Genomic DNA, 19,782 nt, shown 5'->3' on the forward strand with positions numbered 1-19,782 from the left:
CGGCGCTCACTTGCGCGCCTCGTGCCGGGCCAGGGTCGCCTCCAGCACCGACTGCAGGCGCGCGCCGAGGGTGCCGTCGATGCGCACGCCTTCGCTGTGCAGGCGCAGTTCGCCGCGCGCCAGGCTGCCGTCGATCACCAGGCGCACGCCGTCGAGGCCGGCCAGGTGCGGCGCCAGCACGCCGAAGTCGTCGTCGTGCAGGCGCAGTTCCAGTTCGCGGGTGTCGCTGCCCACCGCCTCCAGCGCCTCGCGCACGAGATCGGCGAGCAGGGTCGGGTCGGCTTCGTACGCGCGCCCGACGAGGCAGCCGGCGATGCGCACGGCCAGTTCGGCGAGCGCTTCGGCGACCTCGGCGTCGAGGCGCGCCAGCGGCCGGGTGAAGCCGTCGAGCACGCCCTCGATCTGGGCGATCATGCGCCGCACCTCGGCTTGCCCGGCGGCGAAGCCCTCGGCGTGGCCGCGGGCGTAGCCTTCCTCGCGCGCGGCGCGCTCGAGCGCCTGCAGCTCCTCGACGCTGGGCGGGGCCGGCAGCGGTTCGGGTTCCGGTTCGGGCACCGGGTCCAGGCCCGGCGCGGTCCAGCGCACGACCTCGCCGGACAGGCGCAGGTCGGGCGCGGTGAAGGCCGGGGTGGCGCTCACACCAGCACCTCGGCCTTGGCGGCGAGGGTGATCTCGCCGTTCTCGGCCATGCGCCGCACCGCGGCCAGGATCTCCTTCTGCGCCGCCTCGACCTCGGCCAGGCGCACCGGGCCGCGCGCCTCCATGTCCTCGATCAGGATCTGCGCCGCGCGCTGCGACATGTTGGAGGTGATCTTCTGCCGCACCCTGGCCTCGGCGCCGCGCAGCGCCAGCGCCAGCTGCTCGCTGCTGACCTCGCGCAGCACCGCCTGCATCGCGCGGTCGTCGAGGTCGGCGAGGTTGTCGAACACGAACATCAGGTCGCGGATCTGCACGCTGAGGTCGCCATCGACCTCGGCGATCGCGGACAGCAGCGCCTCCTCCTGGCCGGAGTCCATGAAGTTGAGGATGTTGGCCGCGACCTTGACCCCGCCCACCGAGGAGGACTTGATGCTCTGGCTGCCCGAGAACTGCCGGGTCATCACCTCGTTGAGCTCGTTGAGCGCGTGCGGCGGGATGCCGTCGAGGGTGGCCAGGCGCAGCAGCACGTCCACCCGCACCCGCTCGGCCAGGCACTTGAGCACCTCGGCGGCCTGGTCGCCGTCGAGGTGGGCGAGCACGATGGCGATGATCTGCGGGTGCTCGTTGCGCACCAGCTCGGCGATCGCGCGCGGCTCCATCCACTTCAGGGTGTCGAGGCCAGAGGTGTTGCGGCCGTGCAGGATGCGGTCGATCAGGCTGCTGGCGCGCTCCTCGCCCAGCGCCTGGGTGAGCACCGCGCGCACGTAGTCGTCGGCGCCGGCGCCCAGGCCGCTGGGCTGGGCCAGCACGTCGACGAACTCGTCGAACACCCTGGCCACGGTCTCGCGGCTGACGCCGCCGACCGAGGTCATGGCCACGCCGAGCTTCTGCACTTCCTTGGCGCCCATGTGCTTGAGCACCTCGGCGGCCTGCTGCTCGCCGAGCGAGAGCAGGACGATGGCGGCGCGCTGGACCCCGGTCAGGGGCGGTTCGAGCGAAGAATCAGCCATCGGACGCCACCATGTCGCGGACCACCTGGGCCACCCGCCGCGGGTCGGTGCTGACCGCGGTGCGGGCGATTTCGAGCTTGTCGTCGAAGGTCATCGTCGCCGCCGGCAGTTCGCCGGCCGCGGCGGCGTGCGCCTGGGCCGGGGCCGACAGGCTGACGGTCGCGTCGTCCTGGAGTTCGCCGGCGGGGATCACGGTCGCGGTCGGGGTGCGCGCGCCGAGCAGCTGGCGCGAGGCCGGGCGCAGCACGGTGAGGATCAGCACCAGCACCGCCAGCCCGCCGAAGATGATGCGGCCGAACTCGCGTGCGCGTGGGTGCTCCCAGAACGGGATCGAGTCGTCGGGCGCCTCGCCGGTGTCGCGCGCGAACGGCGCATTGACCACCGAGACCACGTCGCCGCGCGTGGCGTCGAAGCCGATCGCCTGCTGCACCAGGGTCTCGATCCGGGCCAGCTCGGCCTCGGTCAGCGGCCGGCCCTTCGCGGGCGCGGCGGCGTCGCCGGCGGCGCCCGGGGCGCCGGGGACGTGGTCCACCAGCACCGCGGCGGTGACCCGGCGGATCCGGCCCGGGGCCTGGCGGGTATGGGTCAGGGTGCGGTCGATCTCGTAGTTGCGCACCGCGCTGCGGCTGCCCGGGCCGCTGGCGGCCGCGGTGGCCGGCGCGGGCTCGGCGGCGGCCGCCGCCGCGGCCTCCGCGGCCTCCGGGGTGTTGCTGGCGCTGCCGGGCACGCCGCGCGCGACCGGTTCGGCGCCGAGGATGCCCGACTCGGAGATCTGCTCGCTGCGCACGATGGCCGGCTGCGGCCCGTAGCGCTCGCTGGCTTCCTCGGTCTGGGCGAAGTCCATGTCCACGCTGACCGTGGCGCTGACCCGGCCCGGGCCGGTCATCGGCTCGAGCAGCTCCTGGATGCGCTGCACGTACACCGCTTCCTGGCGCCGCTGCTGCTCGAACTGGCGCGCGCCCACCGCGTCGTCGCTCTGCGGGTCGGTGTTGGACAGCATGCGGCCGAACTGGTCGACCACGGTGACGTTCTCGGCCGGCAGGCCGGGGATGCTGGAGGCCACCAGGTGCACGATCGCGCTGACCTGGCCCTGCTCGAGGGTGCTGCCGGCGCGCAGCTGCAGCACCACCGAGGCGCTGGCCGGCTCGCGCTGGCGGGTGAAGGCGGACGGCTTGGGCATGGCCAGGTGCACCCGCGCCTCGCGCACCGGGCGCAGGTTGGCGATGGTGCGGGCCAGCTCGACCTCCATCGCGTGCTGGTAGCGCGCGCTCTCGATGAACTGGCTGGTGCCGAAGCCCTGGTCGCCGTTGATCGTCTCGAAGCCGCCGGTGGTGCTGGCCGGCAGGCCGACCGAGGCCAGGGCCATGCGCGCCTCGCCGGCCTGGTCGACCGGCACCGCGAGCGCGCCGGTGGCCGGGTCGAGCCTGAACGGGATGCGCGCGTTGCGCAGCAGCTCCGAGGCCTCGGCGGTCGACTTGGCGTCGAGGCCGGCGTGCACCGGCACGTAGTCCGGCTTCTGGGTCCAGGAGAACAGCCACAGGCCCAGCGCGATGGTCACCGCGACCAGGGCCAGCAGGCCGAGCTGGCGGACCAGCGGGATGTCCTGCAGGCGGCCGAGTTCGCGCAGGTTCTCGGCGGCCTTGGGGAGTGCGATCACGCTCATGGTGGTGGCGGGCTCGGTGGGCGGTGGGTGTCAGGGAAGGGCGTGGGCGCGTCGGCGCCGGGTCAGATCGGCATGTTCATCACGTCCTGGTAGGCCTGGACGAGGCGGTTGCGCACCTCGACCGTGGCCCGGAACGCGACCTGGGACTGCTGCATCGCGACCATCACCCGCGCCAGGTCGGCGCGCGGGTCGCCCAGTTCGAACGCCTGCTGCAGCGCGCTGGCGTTGGCCTGGGTCTCGTTGACCTTGCCGATCGCGTTCGACAGGGCCTGGGCGAAGCCGGGCGCCCTGGCCTGGCCGGCGCCGCCGACGTCGATCGCGTTCGACGGCGCGGCGTCGGCCCGGAGGGCGCCCGTGCGCATCTCGTGCGCGCGGATCTGGGACAGGATCGAGGAGATGGCGTCGGTGCTCATGGCCGGGCTGCCGTTCGTTGCTGCAGGGGGTCAGGCAAGTCCCGTGCCACGGGGCCGCCGTCAGAAAGCCGCCGCGCGCCGCTCCCCGGCCGGCTCGTTGCCGGCGACCTGCTCGCGGTCGAGGCCGTACTTGCGCAGCTTCTCGACCAGGGTGGTGCGGCGCAGGCCCAGCAGCGGCGCGGCGTGGGCGACCACGCCGCCGGCCTGCTCCAGTGCCGCGCGCAGCAGCCCCAGTTCGATCCCGGCCATGTGCCCGCGCAGGTCGATGCCCTGCGGCGGCAGCGTGGTGAGCGCCGACAGGCCGGTCGGGTCCGCGACCGGGGCGGCGGCGCGGACCGGCGACTCGGGGATCGCCGGTTCCGGCGCCGGGTCGAACAGGTCGCCGGCGGCGGCCGCGGCGGCGCGGTAGCGCGCCGGCAGGTCGGCCGCGCGCACGGTCCCGCCCGGGTGCAGCACGGCCAGGCGCTCGAGCAGGTTGCTCAGCTCGCGCACGTTGCCCGGCCACTGGTAGTGGCGCAGCGCGTTGATCGCGTCGGAGGCCAGCGAGACCTGGCCGCGGCCGGACTCGGCCAGCTGGCGGGTGATCGCGGCGACCAGGTCGGGCAGGTCCTCGGTGCGATCGCGCAGCGCCGGCATTTCGATCGGGAACACGTTCAGGCGGTAGAACAGGTCCTCGCGGAAGTCGCCGCTGGCGATGCGCTGCTCGAGGTTGCGGTGGGTCGCCGCGATCACGCGCACGTTGCACTTGATGGTGGTGGTGCCGCCCACGCGCTCGAAGCAGCGCTCCTGCAGCACGCGCAGCAGCTTGACCTGCATCGGCATGCTCATGTCGCCGATCTCGTCGAGCAGCAGGGTCCCGCCTTCGGCCATCTCGAAACGGCCCTTGCGCTGGGTCAGCGCGCCGGTGAAGGCGCCCTTCTCGTGGCCGAACAGCTCGCTCTCGAGCAGGTCCGGCGGGATCGCGCCGCAGTTCACGGCCACGAACGGCTTGTCGCGGCGCGCCGAGCGGTCGTGCAGGGCGCGCGCCGCCACCTCCTTGCCGGTGCCCGACTCGCCCAGCAGCAGCACCGTGGTGTCGTGCGGGGCGACCTGGTCGATCATGCGGTTGAGCTGCAGCACCGCGGCGCTGCGGCCGGTGGGCCCGGACGAGTGCACCTCGCGGCGGGCGTCGTCGTCGATGCGCTTGAGGCTGGCGCGGCGCAGCGCCTCCTGCAGCTGGGCGCGGCGGATCGGGTAGGCCAGCGGCCACACCGCCTGCGGGTGCAGGCGCGCGCGCCAGGGCGCGTCCGCGGCGTGGCCGGGCAGCTCCAGCACCGGCGGATGCAGGGCCTGGGTGGCCAGCCATCCGGCGAACGCCTCCCACGACTTGCCGTCGCCGACGTCGCCGACCACCACCGCGACCCAGTCGCTGGCGCGGGCCCGGGCCAGGTCGATGTCCGCGGCGTCGTCGACGATGCGCGGGTTGAAGTCCATGAAATCGAGCAGGGTGGCCACGCGCTCGGCGCGGGCGTCGTCGTGGTCGATGACCAGGATGCGCGACTCGCTCATGACGAGGCCTCCGGTTCGTTGCCTTCGCCCCCGCGCGCGGCCAGGGCCTCGAGCAGGGGCAGTACTTCGTGGATGTAGGCCAGCTTGCTGACGAAGGCGTCGGCGCCGGCGCGCATGGCGTGCTCGCGGTGCTCGCCGTCGTCGAAGTGGCTGGCGATGACGACGTAGGGGGGGTTGTCCTGGGCCTTGATCAGGCGGGTGGCCTGCAGGCCGCCCATCTCGGGCATGGCCAGGTCCATCAGCACCGCGTCCGGGCGCAGGACTTCGCACTGGGCCACGGCCTCGACGCCGTTGGCCGCGGTCCCGGCCACGGTCAGCCAGGGCAGGCGGCGCAGGTGGCGCATGGCCGCGGAGATGAAGCCGGCATGGTCGTCGACCAGCAGCACGGAAATCTGGCGCATCACACGTACTCCTGGCGGGCCTGGGGCGCGGCACGGTGGCGCGCGCGGGCCGGGCCGATCGACAGCTGGTCACGATACTTGGCCACGGTGCGCCGGGCGATGCGGATGCCCTGGCGCGCCAGCAGGCCGGCGATGACGTCGTCGGCGAGCGGGGCGTTGGCCGGCTCGGCCTCGATCAGGCGCTTGACCATCGCCCGCACCGCGGCGCCGCTGACCTCCGCGCCCTCGAGCCGCACCGCGAACAGGCGCTTGAGCTCGAAGGTGCCGCGCGGGGTCTGGATGTACTTGCCGCTGACGATGCGCGAGACGGTGGACTCGTGCACGCCGATCGCGTCGGCGACCTCGCGCAGGGTCAGCGGCAGGATCGCCTCCGGGCCCTGGTCGAGGAAGCCCTGCTGGCGCTCGACCAGCACCTGGGCGGTGCGCAGCAGGGTTTCGTTGCGCATGTTGACGCCGCGCACCAGCCAGCGCGCCTCGTCGAGCAGGCCGCGCATCACCTGGTGGTCGCTGCCGGCCAGGGCGCGTTCGCAGTGCGGGGCGATGCGGATGCGCGGGGCGGCGCGGCCGGACAGGGCCACCCGCCAGGCGCCGTTGGCGCGCCAGGCGACGACGTCCGGGACGATGTGCTCGTCCTCGGCCGCCACCGGGGCCTGCACCGGGTGCGGGCGCAGCGACAGGACCAGCGACACCGCCCGGCGCACCGCCTCGAGGTCGGCGCCGGTGGCGGCGGCGATCGCGTCCAGGTCGTGGCCGGCGAGCAGGTCGAGGTGGCGGTCGAGGATGCGCGCGGCCAGGGCCCGGGCATCGTCCTCGGGCAGGGCGCGCAGCTGCGCCGACAGGCATTCGCGGGCGTCGGCGGCGGCCATGCCCGGCCAGTCCCCGTGCAGCAGGCGGGTGCGCAGCACGCCGACATCGCCGGCGCGGTGCGGGAACGCGGCGCGGGCCGCGGCCAGGAGTTCGTCGAGCGGCTGCTCGAGGTAGCCGCGGTCGTCGCAGTGGTCCAGCCACCAGGCCGCGACTTCCAGGTCGGCGGCGTCCCAGTGCAGCGACAACAGGCGCAGCAGGCGCAGGCGCGGATCGCTGGACTCGCCGTCGGGGATCCGCAGGCTCGCGTCCTCGTCGCCGCCGCCCGTGCCGCCGCCCGACAGGAAGGCCGGGTCGGGCAGTTCGTCCCAGGCCGCGACCTCGACCGCCGCCGCCTCGGGCGTGGCCTCGTCCGCGTCCTCGTCCTCGACCTCTTCCCGTTCGAGCAGGGGATTGCGCTCGAGCGCCTGGCGCAGCTCCTGTTCCAGCTGCGGGGCGGTGAGCTGCAGCAGCCGGATCGACTGCAGCAGCTGCGGCGTCAGGTTGACCCCCTGGGTGATGCCGATGCGCAGGTTGGCCTTCATCTTCCTTGCCTCCGTGCCGACTCCCCCGGTCGGCGAACGGATGCCATCGTGACGAGGGCGTGACGGAACCCGAATCAGGGCAAACCCGGGTCCGGATCAGGCAAATCCCGGCCCGATGTCGGGGATTCCCCGACATCGCGTCGTGTTTCCGACGCAAGGGGTTCGGAGGTGACGCGAGGTGACGCTTTGCGTCAGCCGCTCAGGGGCGGTCGTGCAGGCGCAGGGCGATGCGCAGCAGCTCGCCGGCATTGCGGCAGCCGAGCGTTTCCATCATCCGCGCGCGGTGGGTTTCCACGGTCTTGACGCTGATGCCCAGGTCGGCGGCGATCTGCTTGGTGGTGCGGCCGGCGCCGAGCGCGTCGAGGATCTCGCGCTGGCGGCGCGGCAGCGCGTCGACGTTGGCCTCCCCGCGGGTTCCGTTGCGCAGCGCCTGCAATTGCGGTGCCGAAACGTGCGGGCTCAGGTAGGGGCGGCCGGCGGCGGCCGCGCGCAGGGCGATCTCGAGCTCGGCCGGCGCCGCCTCCTTGACCACGAAGCCCATCGCCCCGCGCGCCAGCGCCTCGCGCACGTGCAGCGCGTCGTCGTGCATCGACATGATGACCACCGCGGATTCGGGGCAGGTGCGGCGCAGTTCGGCCAGCGCGTCGAAGCCGCTGCGGCCGGGCATCGACAGGTCGAGCAGGATGACGTGCGGCAGCGCCTCGCGGGCGCGGATCACCACCTCGTCGGCGCTGGCGGCCTCGGCCACCACCTCGATGTCCGCGAACGACTCGAGCAGGCGGCGCAGCCCGGCCCGGACCAGCGTGTGGTCGTCGCAGATCAGTACTCGCAGCAACTCGACCCCCTGTGTTTCCTTGCCGCCACGATAAGCCGCGTCGCGCGGCCGGCGCATGGCGGCCCAAGGATACGTGATCGGGATCTCAGATTTCCTGCTTCTGGCGCCGGCTCTCCGCGACCGCGCGGCGATGGATGCGGAACAGGTGGCGTTCGAGCGCGGACTCCAGGCCCGGCGGCATGGGATCGAAGCGCAGCCAGCAGCGCACGCCTTGCGCCCCCGCCTCGCGCGCGATCTCGGTCGCCGGCAGCACCAGGCTCGACGGCAGCCAGTCGGCCGGGCGCACGCGCAACAGCCCGACGCCGCCGGCGGGCGGATCGGGCAGTTCCAGGCAGGCGCCGCGCGCCGACCAGGTCAGCGGCCGGACCGGGTCGCCGTCGTGCTGGCGCACCAGGCTGGCGACCAGGGTGGTGAGCAGGTCGAGCTTGGCCTCGACCCGCGCCAGCGCGTGGTCGTCGCCGTCGGGTTCCTCGGGGCGCTGGCCGTCCTCGAGCACCGCCAGCGCGCGCAGCAGCGCCTCGCCGCTGGCGGCGAGCGCGGGATCGGGATGGCGCGGGCGCGGCAGCACCGCCGCCGGGCGCAGCACCTCGCAGGCGAGGCTGTCGCCGAACAGCAGGGCGTCGGCCTCGGCCGGGGTCACGCCAGCGCCTTCTGCCAGGCGCGCGCGCCGCGCTGGTCCTGGCCGAGCTTCTCGAGCAGGCGCAGGGCTTCGTCGCGCGCGGCGCGGATCTCGTCGGCCAGCGCGCGCTGGGCGTCGAGCAGCGCCTCGAGCGCCTCGCGCGGGGCATGGACGAAGTCCGGCGCGGCGCAGGCCGCGGCCACGGCCGCGTCGTGCTCGCGCAGCAGGGCGCCGGCCAGCTCCCAGTCGTCGGCCGCGATCGCGGCGCGCACCTGGTCGGCGGGCAGGGCCGGGATCATGCGGCCTCCGTCGGCGCGATCGCCAGCCACGCCGATTCGATCTCGCCCAGCAGGTCGTCCACCTCGCGCAGCGGCGCGGGGTCGTTCTGCGCGTTGGCCAGCACCAGGCGGCGCTGGGCGTAGTCGTACAGCGCGGCCAGGCCGTCGGCGATCTCGCCGCCGGCTTCCATGTTGAGCGCGCCGTTGAGGCCGCCGATGATCGCGCTGGCATCGCTGATGGCCTGCGCCTTGCGCGGCAGGTCCCCGCGTTCGAGGCAGGCCGCGGCGAGGCGGGCGCGGTCGCGCGCACCGGCCAGCATCAGCGCGATCAGCTGGTGCGGGCTGGCGTCCAGCGCGGCGCTGGTCACCGCGGTCTGGCGGTACTGGTTGGCAAGGGCGCGCGCGTTCATGGTCAGGTCGTCTTGTTGTTGTTGAGGGCGGCGATCTGCTGGCTGAGGTAGTCGCTGCTGGTCTGGAGCGAGGTCAGCAGCACGTCGAGGGCGGTGAACTGGGCGCGGTAGCGCGCCTCGGCCTGGCTCATGCGGAAGTCGAGCTGGCTGCGCTGGGCCGCCAGGGCCTTGGTCCGCGCGTTGAGGTTGGCGGTGCGCCCGGCCAGCAGGCCCTCGTCGGGATCGACCAGGCGTTGCACCACGGCGTCGAGGCGCCCGGCCATGCCGTCGGCGCCGAACAGCCGCGCCGCGGCGCCGGGGTCGTCGGCCAGGCCCTTGTCGAACGCGGCCTCGTCGAGGCTGAGCGTGCCGTCCTTGGCGATCGCGATGCCGAGCGCCTTGAGGTCCATCACGCCGTCGCCGAGGATGTTGCGCAGGTCGCGGGTGGTGTTGCGCACCATGGCGTCGCCGTTGAGCGCGGCCGCGGTCTTGTTCGCCGCGTTGTACGAGGACACCTGGCCCAGCGCGCCCAGCGCCGCGTTGTAGGCGCTGACGAAGGCCTTGACCGCGCTGCGCTGGGCGCCGGTGTCGCCCTCGACGCGCAGTTCGCGCACGGTGCCCGGTTCGGCCTTGGTGAGCGTGATCGAGACCTTGTCGATCAGGTCGGCGACGGTGTTGGACGGGCTGCTGCGCTCGATGCCGTCGACCTTGACCCGGGCGTCGGAGGCCGCCGCCAGTTCGGCCAGGCCGCCCGGGACGTCCGGGTCGAAAGCGAAGGCGGACAGGCCGCCGTCGCCGCCGCTGGCGGCGATGCGCAGCGCGCCGGCGCTGCCGGTGCCCAGGGCGTTGAAGACCAGGTGCGCGCCGTCGTCGCCGGTGACGATCGTGGCGCTCACGCCCTTGCCGCCGGCCGCGGCGTTGACCGCGTCGCGGATGCCGGCGAGGGTGTTGTTGGATTCGTCGATCACCACCTCGAGGGTGGTGTCGCCGGTGGTGATGGTCAGGGTGCCGGTGCCGATCGCGGCATCGGCGGCGTGGGCGGCCGAACCGAGCTTGTGCGCGCTGGCGAGCGCGATCACCTCGATCTGGTAGCGGCCGGTCGCCGCGCCGCTGCCGGCGCTGGCGGAAAAGTTCGCGTCGGCAGGCACGGTGGCCTTGCGCGCGGAGAGATTCTCGCCCGAGGACAGGCCCTTGATGGCGGTGCCGAGCGCGGAGAACGCGCTGCGCAGCGTGCCGATGGCCGAGATCTGGGCATTGACCTCGCGTTCCTTGCCGGCGATGCGCGCCTCGGGCTGGGCGCGGTCGGCCGCGACCAGTTGCGCGACCATGGTCATGACGTCGAGCTTGCCAACGTTTCCGATGGTGGTCATGGCGCGTGCTGCCCCTGGCGTGGTGGCGCCGTGGCCCGCGGGCGGCGTCCTGGCTGCGCGGCGGCAGGCAGGCGGTGCACGTTGGCTGCGGCGGAACGGAGATCCCGGGTCTTGCGGTCAGGCCGGAGAAGGACCGCAGGGCGCGCCCGGAGCGACGCCCTGCGGCCAATGTGCATCAGCGCAGCAGCTGGAGCACGTTCTGCGTGGCCTGGTTGGCCTGGGCCAGCATCGCGGTGCCGGCCTGCTGCAGGATCTGGTTGCGCGAGAGCTGCGCCGATTCCTTGGCGAAGTCCGCGTCCTGGATCCGGCTGCGCGCCGCCGACAGGTTCTCGATCGAGGTCGACAGGTTGGCGATCACCGAGGTGAAGCGGTTCTGCACCGCACCCATGTTGGCGCGCGCGGTGTTGATGTCCTTCAGCGCGGCGTCCATGGCCAGGATCATGTTGTCGGCGCCATCGACGGTCTTGATGTCCAGGGTGGCGAAGCCGGTCTGGCCCGAGCCGGGGACCTGGGTCTCGGTGCTCTGCGTGGTGCCCGCCGCCGGACCGGTCAGGTTGGTCAGGTTGGCCAGGGTGATGTCGGCGTCGGTCGTGCTCAGCACGCCGGCGGCGCTCATCTCCACGTTGGCCAGCGCGGTGTTGGCGGGGTTGGCCTTCGCGGTGTCGAACGCGGTCTTCAGGTCCGCCAGGAAGCCCGCGGCGTCGCGGCCGCCGCTGGCGGTGACGCTGATCGCCACGCCGTTGACCTCGACCGAGGCGGCCGCCGTCGGGTCGGTGCCGGCGAAGGCGGTCAGGGTCTGGGCGTAGCTGGTGGTGCCCACCGAGGTCCAGGTGCCCAGCGCGTCGATGTTGGCGTTGACGATCGCGGCGATGTCGATGGTCTCGCCCTGATTGGCGCCGACCTGGAAGCTCTGGGCCTGGAACGAGCCGTCGAGCAGCTTGACGTCGTTGAAGTTGGTGGTCTCGGCGACGCGCTGGATCTCCGCCTTCAGCTGCTGGACTTCGGCGTCCAGGGCCTCGCGGTCGGACGCCGAGTTGGTGGCGTTGCGCGACTGCACCGCCAGCTCGCGGATGCGCTGCAGGTTGTTGCCGATCTCGGCCAGCGCGCCTTCGGCGGTCTGGGCCAGCGAGATGCCGTCGTTGGCGTTGCGGGCCGCCTGGTCGAGGCCGCGGATCTGGGTGGTGAAGCGCTGCGAGATCGCGAGGCCGGCGGCGTCGTCCTTGGCGCTGTTGATGCGCATGCCCGAGGACAGGCGCTGCAGGCTGGTGGCGAGGTCGGCGCCGGACGCGGTCAGGTTCCGCTGCGCATTGAGCGACATCACGTTGGTGTTGATGACAGTGGACATCGTGGTTCTCCTGGGAGGTTGGGTCCGGCGGCGACGAGAGGCTGCGCCGGTACTTCGCAGGGTGCTGACCGGGTCGGTCCTCGCCGCTGCTGGGATGGGTATCGGCGCCGTCCTGTCAAGCTTTAGGCCCCGGGGACACCCGATCGCGAAAAATCGCTACATGCGGTCGAACAGGGACAGGCCCTGGACCCGCAGCATGGTCTTCTGCGCGGCCTCGATCGCGGCCAGGTGCAGCGCCAGGCGGGTGCTGGCCTCGGCCACGTCGACGTCGCGCAGTTCCGACAGCGACTCCTGCAGGGTCAGGTCGGTGGCGCTGCGCGCGTCGGCGGCGTTGTCGAGCGCGGCCAGGCGCGAACCGGTGTTCGCGCGCAGCGACAGCATGTGGTCCTGCGCGGTGGCCAGGTCGCCCAGCGCCGCGCCGATCCGGTTGCTGCGCCAGGCGCGCGCGGCCGGGTCGGCGGCCGGCGCCTCGAGCGCGTCCACCAGGCCCTGCAGGGTGGCGAACACGTCGCGCACCGGCGCCGGTTCGACGCTGAAGCTGTCGCCGGCGGCGGGCGTGCCGCTGATCGTGAGCTGCATGCCGCCGGCGGTGATGGTGGCGCCGTCGGCGTAGCTGCCGGTGGCCAGTTCGTTGCCGTCGCCGTCGAGCACGCGCCAGGCGTCGGCGGCGGTGAATTCGACCCGCAGCGACTGCCCGGTCCACGCCGCGTGGTCGACCACGCCGCTGGACTGCAGCACGCCGGTGCCGGTGTTGCCGGCCGCGGCGCTGCCGCGGACGATGCCGTCGCCGGTGCGCACGCGCAGGAACACCTCGCTGCCCGGCTCGCCGTCGACCACCCAGTGGTCGGGCGAGACCTCGAGGCTGTTGCGGCCGTCGTCGCCGGCGTAGCTCACCACGCCGCCGTTGTCGGCGAACGGGATCACGCCGTCGCGGGTGCCGGCGAACAGGCGCCGGCCGTTGCCGTCGTCGCGGTTGGCGATCGCCAGCAGCTCGGCGCGCACCGCGCGCAGCTCGGCCGCGATCGACGCGCGGTCGGTGTCCGACAGGGTCGGGCTGTTGGCCTGCACCGCGAGCTGGCGCGCGCGGTCGAGCTGGGTGCCGACGTCGGCCAGCGCGTTCTCCTGGCTGCGCAGCCGGTGTTCGACCAGGGTGGCGTTCCGGTCCTGCTGCTGCAGCGAGGCGAGCAGGTGGTCCATCTGCTGCACGCGGGCCATGCCGGACGGATCGTCGGCGCCGCGCAGCAGCTTCACGCCGCCGACCAGTTCCTGCTGCACGCGCGCCAGGCGCTGCTGCTGCTGCATCAGGCCCTGCAGGCCCTGCTGGTGGAGCGCGGCGGTGGACATGCGCAGTACGGTCATGGTCGTTCCTCAGCGCCGCACGGCGGCCATCAGGGTCTGGAACATCGTGTCGGCGGTGGCGATGATCTGCGCCGCGGCCTGGTAGGCCTGCTGGTAGCGCAGCAGGTCGGCCGCCTCTTCCTCCAGGTTCACGCCGCTCACCGATTCGCGTTCGGCGTAGACCTGCGCGTCGATCGCGCCCTGGGCCTCGAAGCTCAGCCGGGCGTGGCGCGCGTCGGCGCCGGCGCGCGCGGTGAGCCCGGTCAGGCCATCGGTGAGCGAGCGGGTGCCGCCGTCGAGCAGGTCGCGCCGGTCGAGCGCGCCCAGCGCCAGCGCGTTGCCGTTGCCGGTGGAGCGCGGCGGCGTGGGCGAGAGCGTGAAGCGGTCGCCCGCCGCGGGCGTGCCCTCCAGCGACAGGCTCCAGCCCGCCGCGGCGTCGCCGATCGGGCTGCCGGCCACGTGCGCGAACGGGCCGTTGCCGTCGATCGTGTACTGGCCGGCGTCGATGAACTCGATCGTGGCGCCGGCGAAGCCCGCGAACGCGGCCGGGTCGGTGACCATGGCGCCGGCCGCGCGCGCGTCGCCGAGGTTGGACGGGTCGGCGGCCGCCTGCAGCGGCGCGGCGGCGGCGATCGCGGAAGGATCGGAGACCGCGACCCGCAGGCTGGCGGCGGCGCCGGCGGTCGGGCGCAGCGCGAAGCGGTCGCCGGGCGCCGGCGTGCCGGTGACCTCGAAGGCGACGCCGGCGACCCGGAACGGATCGGCCGCGGTGCCGCTGCCGGTCATCGGCACGGCCTCGCCGGTGTCGGCGCGCACCGCCGTCCACGCGCCGTCGAAGCGCAGCACCAGGTCGTGGCCGGTGAGCGCGCCGACGTCGTCGATGCGCGCGCTGATGCCGGCGTTGCCGCCGTTGCCGGCATGCGGGTCCACGCGCGGCGGCGCGAGGCTGAAGAAGTCTCCGCCCGGCGCGCCGGTGTAGTCCACGCCGGAGCGGTGGACGTCGTTGAAGGCGGTGGCGAACGCGGTGGCCATGCGGCCGAGTTCGGCCCGGGCCGGGTCGAGCACGCGTTCGCGGAACTCGAGCAGGCCGCCCAGTTCGCCCGAGACGGTCGCGGACGGCAGGCGCACGTCGCCGCCCGGGGTCTGGAGCGAGAGCTGCACGCGGCCGGCCTGCATCGGGTCGGGGGCGGTGGCGAGTTGCATCGCCCGGGTGCCGACCACCAGCGGCTGGCCGCCGGAGGTGAACACGTTGAGCATCCCGTCCTGTTCGACGGTCGTGGCACCGGTGAGCGCGGCCAGCTGGGTGATGCGCAGTTCGCGCGCGTCGAGCAGGTCGGGCGCGACCTTGCCGCCGGCCTGGTGGATGGTGCGGTTGAGGTCGGCGATCTCGGTGGCGAGGCGGTTGGCGTCGGCCACCGCGCTGTGCAGCCGCTGCCCGGCCTCCTGGTCGAGCGCCGACAGCTGGCCGTCGAGCGTGCGCCAGCGCGCGGCCAGCTGCTCGGCGCTGGTCAGCAGCTGGCTGCGGGCGATGCCCGAGCCGGGCTCGGCGGCGAGCGCATCGGCCGCGTTGAAGAATTCCGACCAGTGCCCGGACAGGCCGGTGGCCGGATCCGAGAACAGGGCATCGACGCGGTCCGACAGCGAGGACAGCTGGCGCAGCCGGCCGAGTTCGCCGCTGCTGTCGATCTGGCGCGCGAACACCAGGCCGTCGGCCAGGCGCTGCAGCGAGGCCGCGTTGACGCCCTGGCCGACCCAGTGCCCGCCTTCGACCTGGGCCGGCCGCGAGGACAGGTCCACGCGCTGCCGGCTGTAGCCGGGGGTCGAGGCGTTGGCCACGTTGTGGCTGACGGTGCCGAGCGCGCGCTGGAAGGCGAGCAGGGCGGAGGTTCCGGTGCCGAGCATCCCGGTCATGGGCTATCCCCTGGTGCCGGCGGCCAGGGCCGCGACGGTGGTGGCGTGGGTGGCGCGGCCTGCGCCGGTGGCGTCGGCGAGCTGCACGTCGGCGCGCGCCGGCGCGGAGATCGCGGCCAGCGCGCGGTTGAGCGTGGCGCCGTTGGCGATCGCGGTGATCTTGGCCGCGTAGGACGGATCGGTGGCGTAGCCGGCCTTCTGCAGCGCGCTGGCGAAGCGGTGCACGTCGTCGCCGGTGCCGCGCGCGGCGGCGTAGCGGTCGCGGCCGATCAGGCGCGCGTAGTCGGCGAAGCTTTCGGCGACCGAACCGTAGGCGCGGAAGTCGGCGCGCTCCTCGACCCGCTTGCCGCCGACGAACTCGTGGGTGCCCGCGTTCACGCGCGCGCCCTTCCAGCCGCCGCTGGCCTTGATCCCGAACAGGTTGAGCGAGGAGCCGTGCTTGCCGCCGGCCAGGCGCCGTCCCCAGCCGGTCTCGAGCGCGGCCTGGGCGACCAGCGCCTTGGCCGGGACGCCCAGCTGCGCCGCCGCCTTCTGCGCCTGCGGCCAGATCGAGCGCACGAAGGCTTCCGGCGTGCTGGCGTCGAATGGCGCGTCGGCGTCGGCCTGCATCGCGGTGTCGGCGGGCCGCGGCGCCGGCGCGGCCTGCGCCGGCGACAACCCGGGCAGCGACACGCCCGAGCGCGCCGCCGCCAACGGCAGCAGCGCCGGCATCGCGCCGCCGGGCGCGAGCGGCAGGGACGGCAGGCTGTCGCCGGGCCGCTGCAGCGGCATCGCGGCCGGCGCGGGCGCGGCCGGCGCGGGCGCCGCGTCGCTGCCGCGCTCGAGCTGGCGCACGATCATCGGCGCCAGGCCCAGCCCGCGGCCCTTGGTGAGTTCGCGCGCGAGCTGCTGGTCGTACATGTCGCGATAGCGGGTGTCGCCGCCCAGCGGGTCGCTGCCCGACGCGCTGCGCATCGACTTGATCAGCATGTGCGCGAACTGCGCCTCGAGCTCGCGCGCCGCCTTCTCGACGTCCGCGCGCGGGGTGGCCTGCGCGGGCGCGAGCGGGATCGGGGTGGCGGCGGGCAGGTGCATGGCCGGTCCGGGCTCAGATCACCTCGAGCTCGGCGCGCAGGGCGCCGGCGCGCTTGAGCGCCTCGAGGATGGCGACGATGTCGCCGGGGGCCGCGCCGACCGCGTTGACCGCGCGCACGATCGACTCCAGCGACGAGCCGCCTTCGAACATGAACATGCGCCCGCCGTCCTGGGTGACCTGGAGCGAGGACTGCGGCGCGACCACGGTGTCGCCGCGGCCGAACGCGCCGGGCTGGCTGACCAGGGCGCTCTCGGTCACCGAGACCGTGAGCGAGCCGTGCGAGACGGCGGCCGGCATGACCTTGACCTCGCCGCCCATCACCACGGTGCCGGTGCGCGCGTTGACGATGACCTTGGCCGCCGCGGCGCCCGGGGTGACCTCGAGCGATTCAAGCCGGGCCAGGAAGCCGATGCGGTCGCCCGGCGGCGGCATGACCTCGATGGTGACGCCGTCCAGCGCGCGCGCCCGGCCCGGGCCGAAGGCGCCGTCAATGGCCGAGACGATGCGCGAGGCGGTGGTGAAGTCGGACTGGCGCAGGTTGAGCGTGACCACGTCCGACGGCGAACCGCCCGGCGCGGCGCGTTCGACGATCGCGCCGTTGGGGATCGTGCCGCCGTTGGGCGCGTTGGTGGAGATGCGCGAGCCGTCGCGGCCCGAGGCGCCGAAACCGCTCACCACCAGGGTGCCCTGGGCGATCGCGTAGACCTGGCCGTCGGCGCCCTTGAGCGGCGCCATCAGCAGGCTGCCGCCGCGCAGCGAACCGGCGTTGCCGATCGAGGACACGGTGACGTCGATGGTCTGGCCGGGCTTGGCGAACGGCGGCAGTTCGGCGTGGATCGCGACCGCGGCCACGTTCTTGAGCTGCGGGTTGATGCCCGGCGGCAGGCTGACGCCGAGCTGGTCGAGCATGGTCTTCAGGCTCTGCACGGTGAAGGGCGTCTGGCTGGTGCGGTCGCCGCTGCCGTCCAGGCCCACCACCAGGCCGTAGCCCACCAGCGGGTTGCCGCGCACGCCGGCCACCTGGGCCAGGTCCTTGATCCGTTCGGCGCGCGCGGGCGCCGGCAGCGCCGCGATCGCCACGGCCAGCAGGCCGGCGACGGCGACGAGGGTGCGGCTCGCGATGTTCGTTGCCATGTCGCGGCCCTCAGTACGGATACGCGGCGGAATTGAAGAACCGCGCCAGCCACCCCATCGCGTTGGAACGCGCCAGGGTGCCGCGGCCGCCGTAGACGATCGCCGCCTCCGCCACGCGGTCGGAGGTGATGCGGTTGTCGGACCCGATATCGGCCACCCGCACCAGGCCTTGAATCTGGACCAGCTCGTCGCCCTGGTTCAGGCGCAGGCGCTTCTCGCCGGCGACGCGCAGGTTGCCGTTGCCCAGGTCCTCGACCACGGTGACGGTGATGTTGCCGACCAGCTGGTTGCTCTGGGCGCTGTCGCCGGCGCCGGAGAAGTCGCGCGAGCCCTCGATCCCGGCCTGCAGCACCGGGCGGCCGTTGACGGTCACGCCGCGGCCGAACAGGGTCGGCGCGGCCATGTCCACGCCGCTGTCCTTGCTCACCGAGGTGGTGGCGTTGGTGCGGGCGCGGGTGCTCTCGACCAGGACGATGGTCAGCAGGTCGCCGACGTGGCGCGCCTTGTTGTCCTGGAACAGGTGCATGCCGCGGTTGCCGCCGCCGGCCGAGGCGTAGATCGAGCCGCCGCCGTCGTTGCGCGCGGCGGGCGCCGCATGGGCGGGCGGCATGGCCGCGGGCGCGGCGGCGTAGCCGCGGGAAGCGGCATCGGGCGCCGGGAACGGGCGCACGTCGCCCATGGTCGCGGCGCAGCCGGACAGGACGAGCGCGGCGGCGAGGGCGGACAGGGTCTTCATCGTCGCGCTCACAGCTTGTTGTTGAGGTAGGCGAGCATCGAGTCGATGGTCGAGATCGCCTTGGCGTTGGTCTCGTAGGCGCGCTGGGTCTCGATCATCGACACCAGCTCCTCGACCACGTTGACGTTGGAGCCTTCCAGCGCGCCCTGCACCAGCAGTCCGGTGCCGTTCTCGCCGGGCGCGCCGGTCTGCGCCGGGCCGCTGGCGCCGGTCTCGATGTAGAGGTTCTCGCCCTTGGCCTGGAGCCCGGCGGGATTGACGAAGTCGGCGATGGTCAGCGCGCCGACCTGCACCGGCTGGGCCTGGCCGGCCAGCTGCACGCTGACCGTGCCGTCGGCGCCGATCGTGATCGACTGCGCGCCCTCGGGCAGCTGCAGGCCCGGCTGCACCGGGAAGCCGGCGTTGGTCACCAGCTCGCCCTGGGCGTTGATCTTGAAGCTGCCGTCGCGGGTGTAGGCGGTGCTGCCGTCGGGCATCAGGATCTCGAAGAAGCCGCGGCCGTTGATCGCCACGTCCAGCGCGCCGCCGGTCTGGGCCAGGCTGCCCTGGGCGAACTCCTTGGAGGTCGCGGCCACGCGCACGCCGGTGCCGACCTGCAGCCCGGTGGGCAGGCTGGTCTGCTCGGAGGTGGCGCCGCCGGGCTGGCGGGTGGTCTGGTACAGCAGGTCCTCGAAGCTGGCGCGGTCGCGCTTGAAGCCGGTGGTGTTGGTGTTGGCGAGGTTGTTGGAGATGACCGCCATGCGCGTCTGCTGCGCGTCGAGGCCGGTCTTGGCGATCCATAGAGCCTGGGTCATGGCGGGATTCCGTCAGTGGAGGTGGGCGCGCTCAGCGCGTGGACAGCAGGGTGTTGGCCGCGCGGGCGGTGTCGTCACCGCTCTGCAAGACCCGTACCTGCATCTCGAACTGGCGCGCCAGCTCGATCATCGAGACCAGCATCCCGGTCGCGTCGACGTTGCTGCCCTCGCGCACGCCCGAGGCCAGGACCTTGCCGTCGGCCGGCGGGAGCGGCCCGGCGCCGGGCGGCAGCCGCATCAGCCCGTCCTCGCCGCGCACCAGGTCGCGCGCGGGCGCCGCCGCGACCTGCAGCTGGCCGAGCACGGCCATCGCCGACATCGGCTCGCCCTGCGGCACCACCGAGACGGTGCCGTCGCCGCCGATCTCGATCGCGTCGCTGGGCGGCAGCGCCATCGGCGCGCCGTTGCGGTCGAGCACCGGCAGTCCGCTGGCGGTGGTCAGCAGGCCGTTGGCGGTCAGGCGCAGGTCGCCGGCGCGGGTGTAGGCCACGCCGCCATCGGCGGCCTGGACCGCGAGCCAGTGGCCGGGTTCGAGCGCGATGTCGAGCGGGTTGCCGGTCACGGTGCGCGCGCCGGGCGCCTCGCTGACGCCCAGGGTGCGCTGCACGGCGGCAACCCGGGAGGCGTGGCCCGGCCCCTGTACCGGGGCGGCCACGGTGCCGCTGAGGGTGGCCTGGAAGCCGGTGGTGTCGGCGTTGGCCAGGTTGTGGGCGACGGCGGCCTGGCCACGCAGGGTGGCGCTGGCGCCGGTCATCGCGATGTAGAGGGACTTGTCCATGCGGGCCTCGGTGTGGCGGTCGGGCCGGCGCGCTGGGCGCCTGCCCGGTGCCGCTGCAACATCCGTGCCGCGGCGGCGCCGCGCGCGCTGCCGGCGGCCGCGGCCGCCGGCGCGCCAT

The 19,782-nt window shown here is 73.9% G+C and carries 20 protein-coding genes; all 20 read right to left on the reverse strand.

Translation table 11 applies throughout. From position 1 onward, the window contains the following. Window positions 1-6 precede the first annotated feature (6 nt). Window positions 7-585: a FliH/SctL family protein gene (locus LUTJ29_RS0107770; RefSeq protein ID WP_232221189.1), complete on the reverse strand. Its 579-nt coding sequence runs from the start codon at window positions 583-585 to the stop codon at window positions 7-9. 50 nt (window positions 586-635) lie between these two features. Beyond that, window positions 636-1,622 carry a flagellar motor switch protein FliG gene (gene fliG, locus LUTJ29_RS0107775; protein WP_027072028.1) on the reverse strand — a complete coding sequence of 329 codons (987 nt, stop codon included), beginning with the start codon at window positions 1,620-1,622 and terminating at the stop codon, window positions 636-638. Between the two features lie 19 nt (window positions 1,623-1,641). Further along, window positions 1,642-3,312, reverse strand: coding sequence for a flagellar basal-body MS-ring/collar protein FliF (fliF, locus tag LUTJ29_RS0107780; protein WP_027072029.1), 1,671 nt, complete (start codon window positions 3,310-3,312; stop codon window positions 1,642-1,644). A gap of 62 nt (window positions 3,313-3,374) precedes the next feature. Beyond that, on the reverse strand, window positions 3,375-3,725 hold the full coding sequence (fliE, locus tag LUTJ29_RS0107785; protein WP_027072030.1) for a flagellar hook-basal body complex protein FliE: 351 nt from the start codon (window positions 3,723-3,725) through the stop codon (window positions 3,375-3,377). A gap of 60 nt (window positions 3,726-3,785) precedes the next feature. Beyond that, complete coding sequence (locus LUTJ29_RS16690) at window positions 3,786-5,273, reverse strand: sigma-54 dependent transcriptional regulator (protein WP_051322826.1); 1,488 nt, start codon at window positions 5,271-5,273, stop codon at window positions 3,786-3,788. Next, complete coding sequence (locus LUTJ29_RS16695) at window positions 5,270-5,674, reverse strand: response regulator transcription factor (protein ID WP_051322827.1); 405 nt, start codon at window positions 5,672-5,674, stop codon at window positions 5,270-5,272. Before LUTJ29_RS16695 ends, LUTJ29_RS16690 begins: the two co-directional genes overlap by 4 nt. Then, window positions 5,674-7,062: an RNA polymerase factor sigma-54 gene (gene rpoN, locus LUTJ29_RS0107800; RefSeq protein ID WP_027072031.1), complete on the reverse strand. Its 1,389-nt coding sequence runs from the start codon at window positions 7,060-7,062 to the stop codon at window positions 5,674-5,676. The genes LUTJ29_RS16695 and rpoN overlap by 1 nt, the downstream gene beginning before the upstream one ends. Before the next feature lie 199 nt (window positions 7,063-7,261). Beyond that, window positions 7,262-7,894, reverse strand: a complete 633-nt coding sequence (locus tag LUTJ29_RS0107805) for a response regulator transcription factor (RefSeq protein WP_027072032.1) — start codon at window positions 7,892-7,894, stop codon at window positions 7,262-7,264. 88 nt (window positions 7,895-7,982) lie between these two features. Continuing rightward, a complete protein-coding gene (locus LUTJ29_RS0107810; RefSeq protein WP_232221173.1) occupies window positions 7,983-8,537 on the reverse strand; it encodes a PilZ domain-containing protein in 555 nt (184 codons plus the stop codon). Then, on the reverse strand, window positions 8,534-8,815 hold the full coding sequence (locus LUTJ29_RS16700; protein ID WP_043740840.1) for a hypothetical protein: 282 nt from the start codon (window positions 8,813-8,815) through the stop codon (window positions 8,534-8,536). The genes LUTJ29_RS0107810 and LUTJ29_RS16700 overlap by 4 nt, the downstream gene beginning before the upstream one ends. Then, window positions 8,812-9,210: a flagellar export chaperone FliS gene (gene fliS / locus LUTJ29_RS0107815; protein ID WP_027072212.1), complete on the reverse strand. Its 399-nt coding sequence runs from the start codon at window positions 9,208-9,210 to the stop codon at window positions 8,812-8,814. Before fliS ends, LUTJ29_RS16700 begins: the two co-directional genes overlap by 4 nt. Beyond that, window positions 9,207-10,553, reverse strand: coding sequence for a flagellar filament capping protein FliD (gene fliD / locus LUTJ29_RS0107820; protein WP_027072034.1), 1,347 nt, complete (start codon window positions 10,551-10,553; stop codon window positions 9,207-9,209). Before fliD ends, fliS begins: the two co-directional genes overlap by 4 nt. 175 nt (window positions 10,554-10,728) lie before the next feature. Continuing rightward, complete coding sequence (locus LUTJ29_RS0107825) at window positions 10,729-11,898, reverse strand: flagellin (RefSeq protein ID WP_027072035.1); 1,170 nt, start codon at window positions 11,896-11,898, stop codon at window positions 10,729-10,731. Window positions 11,899-12,054: 156 nt separating this feature from the next. After that, on the reverse strand, window positions 12,055-13,257 hold the full coding sequence (gene flgL / locus LUTJ29_RS0107830; RefSeq protein WP_027072036.1) for a flagellar hook-associated protein FlgL: 1,203 nt from the start codon (window positions 13,255-13,257) through the stop codon (window positions 12,055-12,057). Window positions 13,258-13,266: 9 nt separating this feature from the next. Beyond that, a complete protein-coding gene (flgK, locus tag LUTJ29_RS0107835) occupies window positions 13,267-15,147 on the reverse strand; it encodes a flagellar hook-associated protein FlgK (protein WP_027072037.1) in 1,881 nt (626 codons plus the stop codon). Window positions 15,148-15,150: 3 nt separating this feature from the next. Next, window positions 15,151-16,221 carry a flagellar assembly peptidoglycan hydrolase FlgJ gene (gene flgJ / locus LUTJ29_RS16705; protein WP_051322829.1) on the reverse strand — a complete coding sequence of 357 codons (1,071 nt, stop codon included), beginning with the start codon at window positions 16,219-16,221 and terminating at the stop codon, window positions 15,151-15,153. Window positions 16,222-16,234: 13 nt separating this feature from the next. Then, window positions 16,235-17,356, reverse strand: coding sequence for a flagellar basal body P-ring protein FlgI (locus LUTJ29_RS0107845; protein WP_027072038.1), 1,122 nt, complete (start codon window positions 17,354-17,356; stop codon window positions 16,235-16,237). 10 nt (window positions 17,357-17,366) lie between these two features. Beyond that, a complete protein-coding gene (gene flgH / locus LUTJ29_RS0107850; protein ID WP_043740845.1) occupies window positions 17,367-18,092 on the reverse strand; it encodes a flagellar basal body L-ring protein FlgH in 726 nt (241 codons plus the stop codon). A gap of 8 nt (window positions 18,093-18,100) precedes the next feature. Next, the gene (gene flgG, locus LUTJ29_RS0107855) at window positions 18,101-18,886 is read right to left on the reverse strand and encodes a flagellar basal-body rod protein FlgG (RefSeq protein WP_027072040.1); all 786 of its coding nucleotides are present in this window, start codon (window positions 18,884-18,886) and stop codon (window positions 18,101-18,103) included. A 31-nt stretch (window positions 18,887-18,917) separates the two neighbouring features. After that, entirely contained in the window at window positions 18,918-19,664 is a 747-nt protein-coding gene (locus tag LUTJ29_RS0107860; RefSeq protein ID WP_027072041.1) for a flagellar basal body rod protein FlgF, read from the reverse strand. Window positions 19,665-19,782: the final 118 nt, after the last annotated feature.

The organism is Luteimonas sp. J29, from assembly GCF_000472505.1.
In the GTDB taxonomy this organism is placed as follows: Bacteria; Pseudomonadota; Gammaproteobacteria; order Xanthomonadales; family Xanthomonadaceae; genus Luteimonas.

Excerpts from the sequence above, each read along its gene's own strand:
- fliF (WP_027072029.1), bottom strand. The coding sequence starts at position 3,312 with ATGAGCGTGATCGCACTCCCCAAGGCCGCCGAGAACCTGCGCGAACTC.
- fliE (WP_027072030.1), bottom strand. The coding sequence starts at position 3,725 with ATGAGCACCGACGCCATCTCCTCGATCCTGTCCCAGATCCGCGCGCAC.
- LUTJ29_RS16690 (WP_051322826.1), bottom strand. The coding sequence starts at position 5,273 with ATGAGCGAGTCGCGCATCCTGGTCATCGACCACGACGACGCCCGCGCC.
- LUTJ29_RS16695 (WP_051322827.1), bottom strand. The coding sequence starts at position 5,674 with ATGCGCCAGATTTCCGTGCTGCTGGTCGACGACCATGCCGGCTTCATC.
- rpoN (WP_027072031.1), bottom strand. The coding sequence starts at position 7,062 with ATGAAGGCCAACCTGCGCATCGGCATCACCCAGGGGGTCAACCTGACG.
- LUTJ29_RS16700 (WP_043740840.1), bottom strand. The coding sequence starts at position 8,815 with ATGATCCCGGCCCTGCCCGCCGACCAGGTGCGCGCCGCGATCGCGGCC.
- fliD (WP_027072034.1), bottom strand. The coding sequence starts at position 10,553 with ATGACCACCATCGGAAACGTTGGCAAGCTCGACGTCATGACCATGGTC.
- LUTJ29_RS0107825 (WP_027072035.1), bottom strand. The coding sequence starts at position 11,898 with ATGTCCACTGTCATCAACACCAACGTGATGTCGCTCAATGCGCAGCGG.
- flgL (WP_027072036.1), bottom strand. The coding sequence starts at position 13,257 with ATGACCGTACTGCGCATGTCCACCGCCGCGCTCCACCAGCAGGGCCTG.
- flgK (WP_027072037.1), bottom strand. The coding sequence starts at position 15,147 with ATGACCGGGATGCTCGGCACCGGAACCTCCGCCCTGCTCGCCTTCCAG.
- flgJ (WP_051322829.1), bottom strand. The coding sequence starts at position 16,221 with ATGCACCTGCCCGCCGCCACCCCGATCCCGCTCGCGCCCGCGCAGGCC.
- LUTJ29_RS0107845 (WP_027072038.1), bottom strand. The coding sequence starts at position 17,356 with ATGGCAACGAACATCGCGAGCCGCACCCTCGTCGCCGTCGCCGGCCTG.
- flgH (WP_043740845.1), bottom strand. The coding sequence starts at position 18,092 with ATGAAGACCCTGTCCGCCCTCGCCGCCGCGCTCGTCCTGTCCGGCTGC.
- flgG (WP_027072040.1), bottom strand. The coding sequence starts at position 18,886 with ATGACCCAGGCTCTATGGATCGCCAAGACCGGCCTCGACGCGCAGCAG.
- LUTJ29_RS0107860 (WP_027072041.1), bottom strand. The coding sequence starts at position 19,664 with ATGGACAAGTCCCTCTACATCGCGATGACCGGCGCCAGCGCCACCCTG.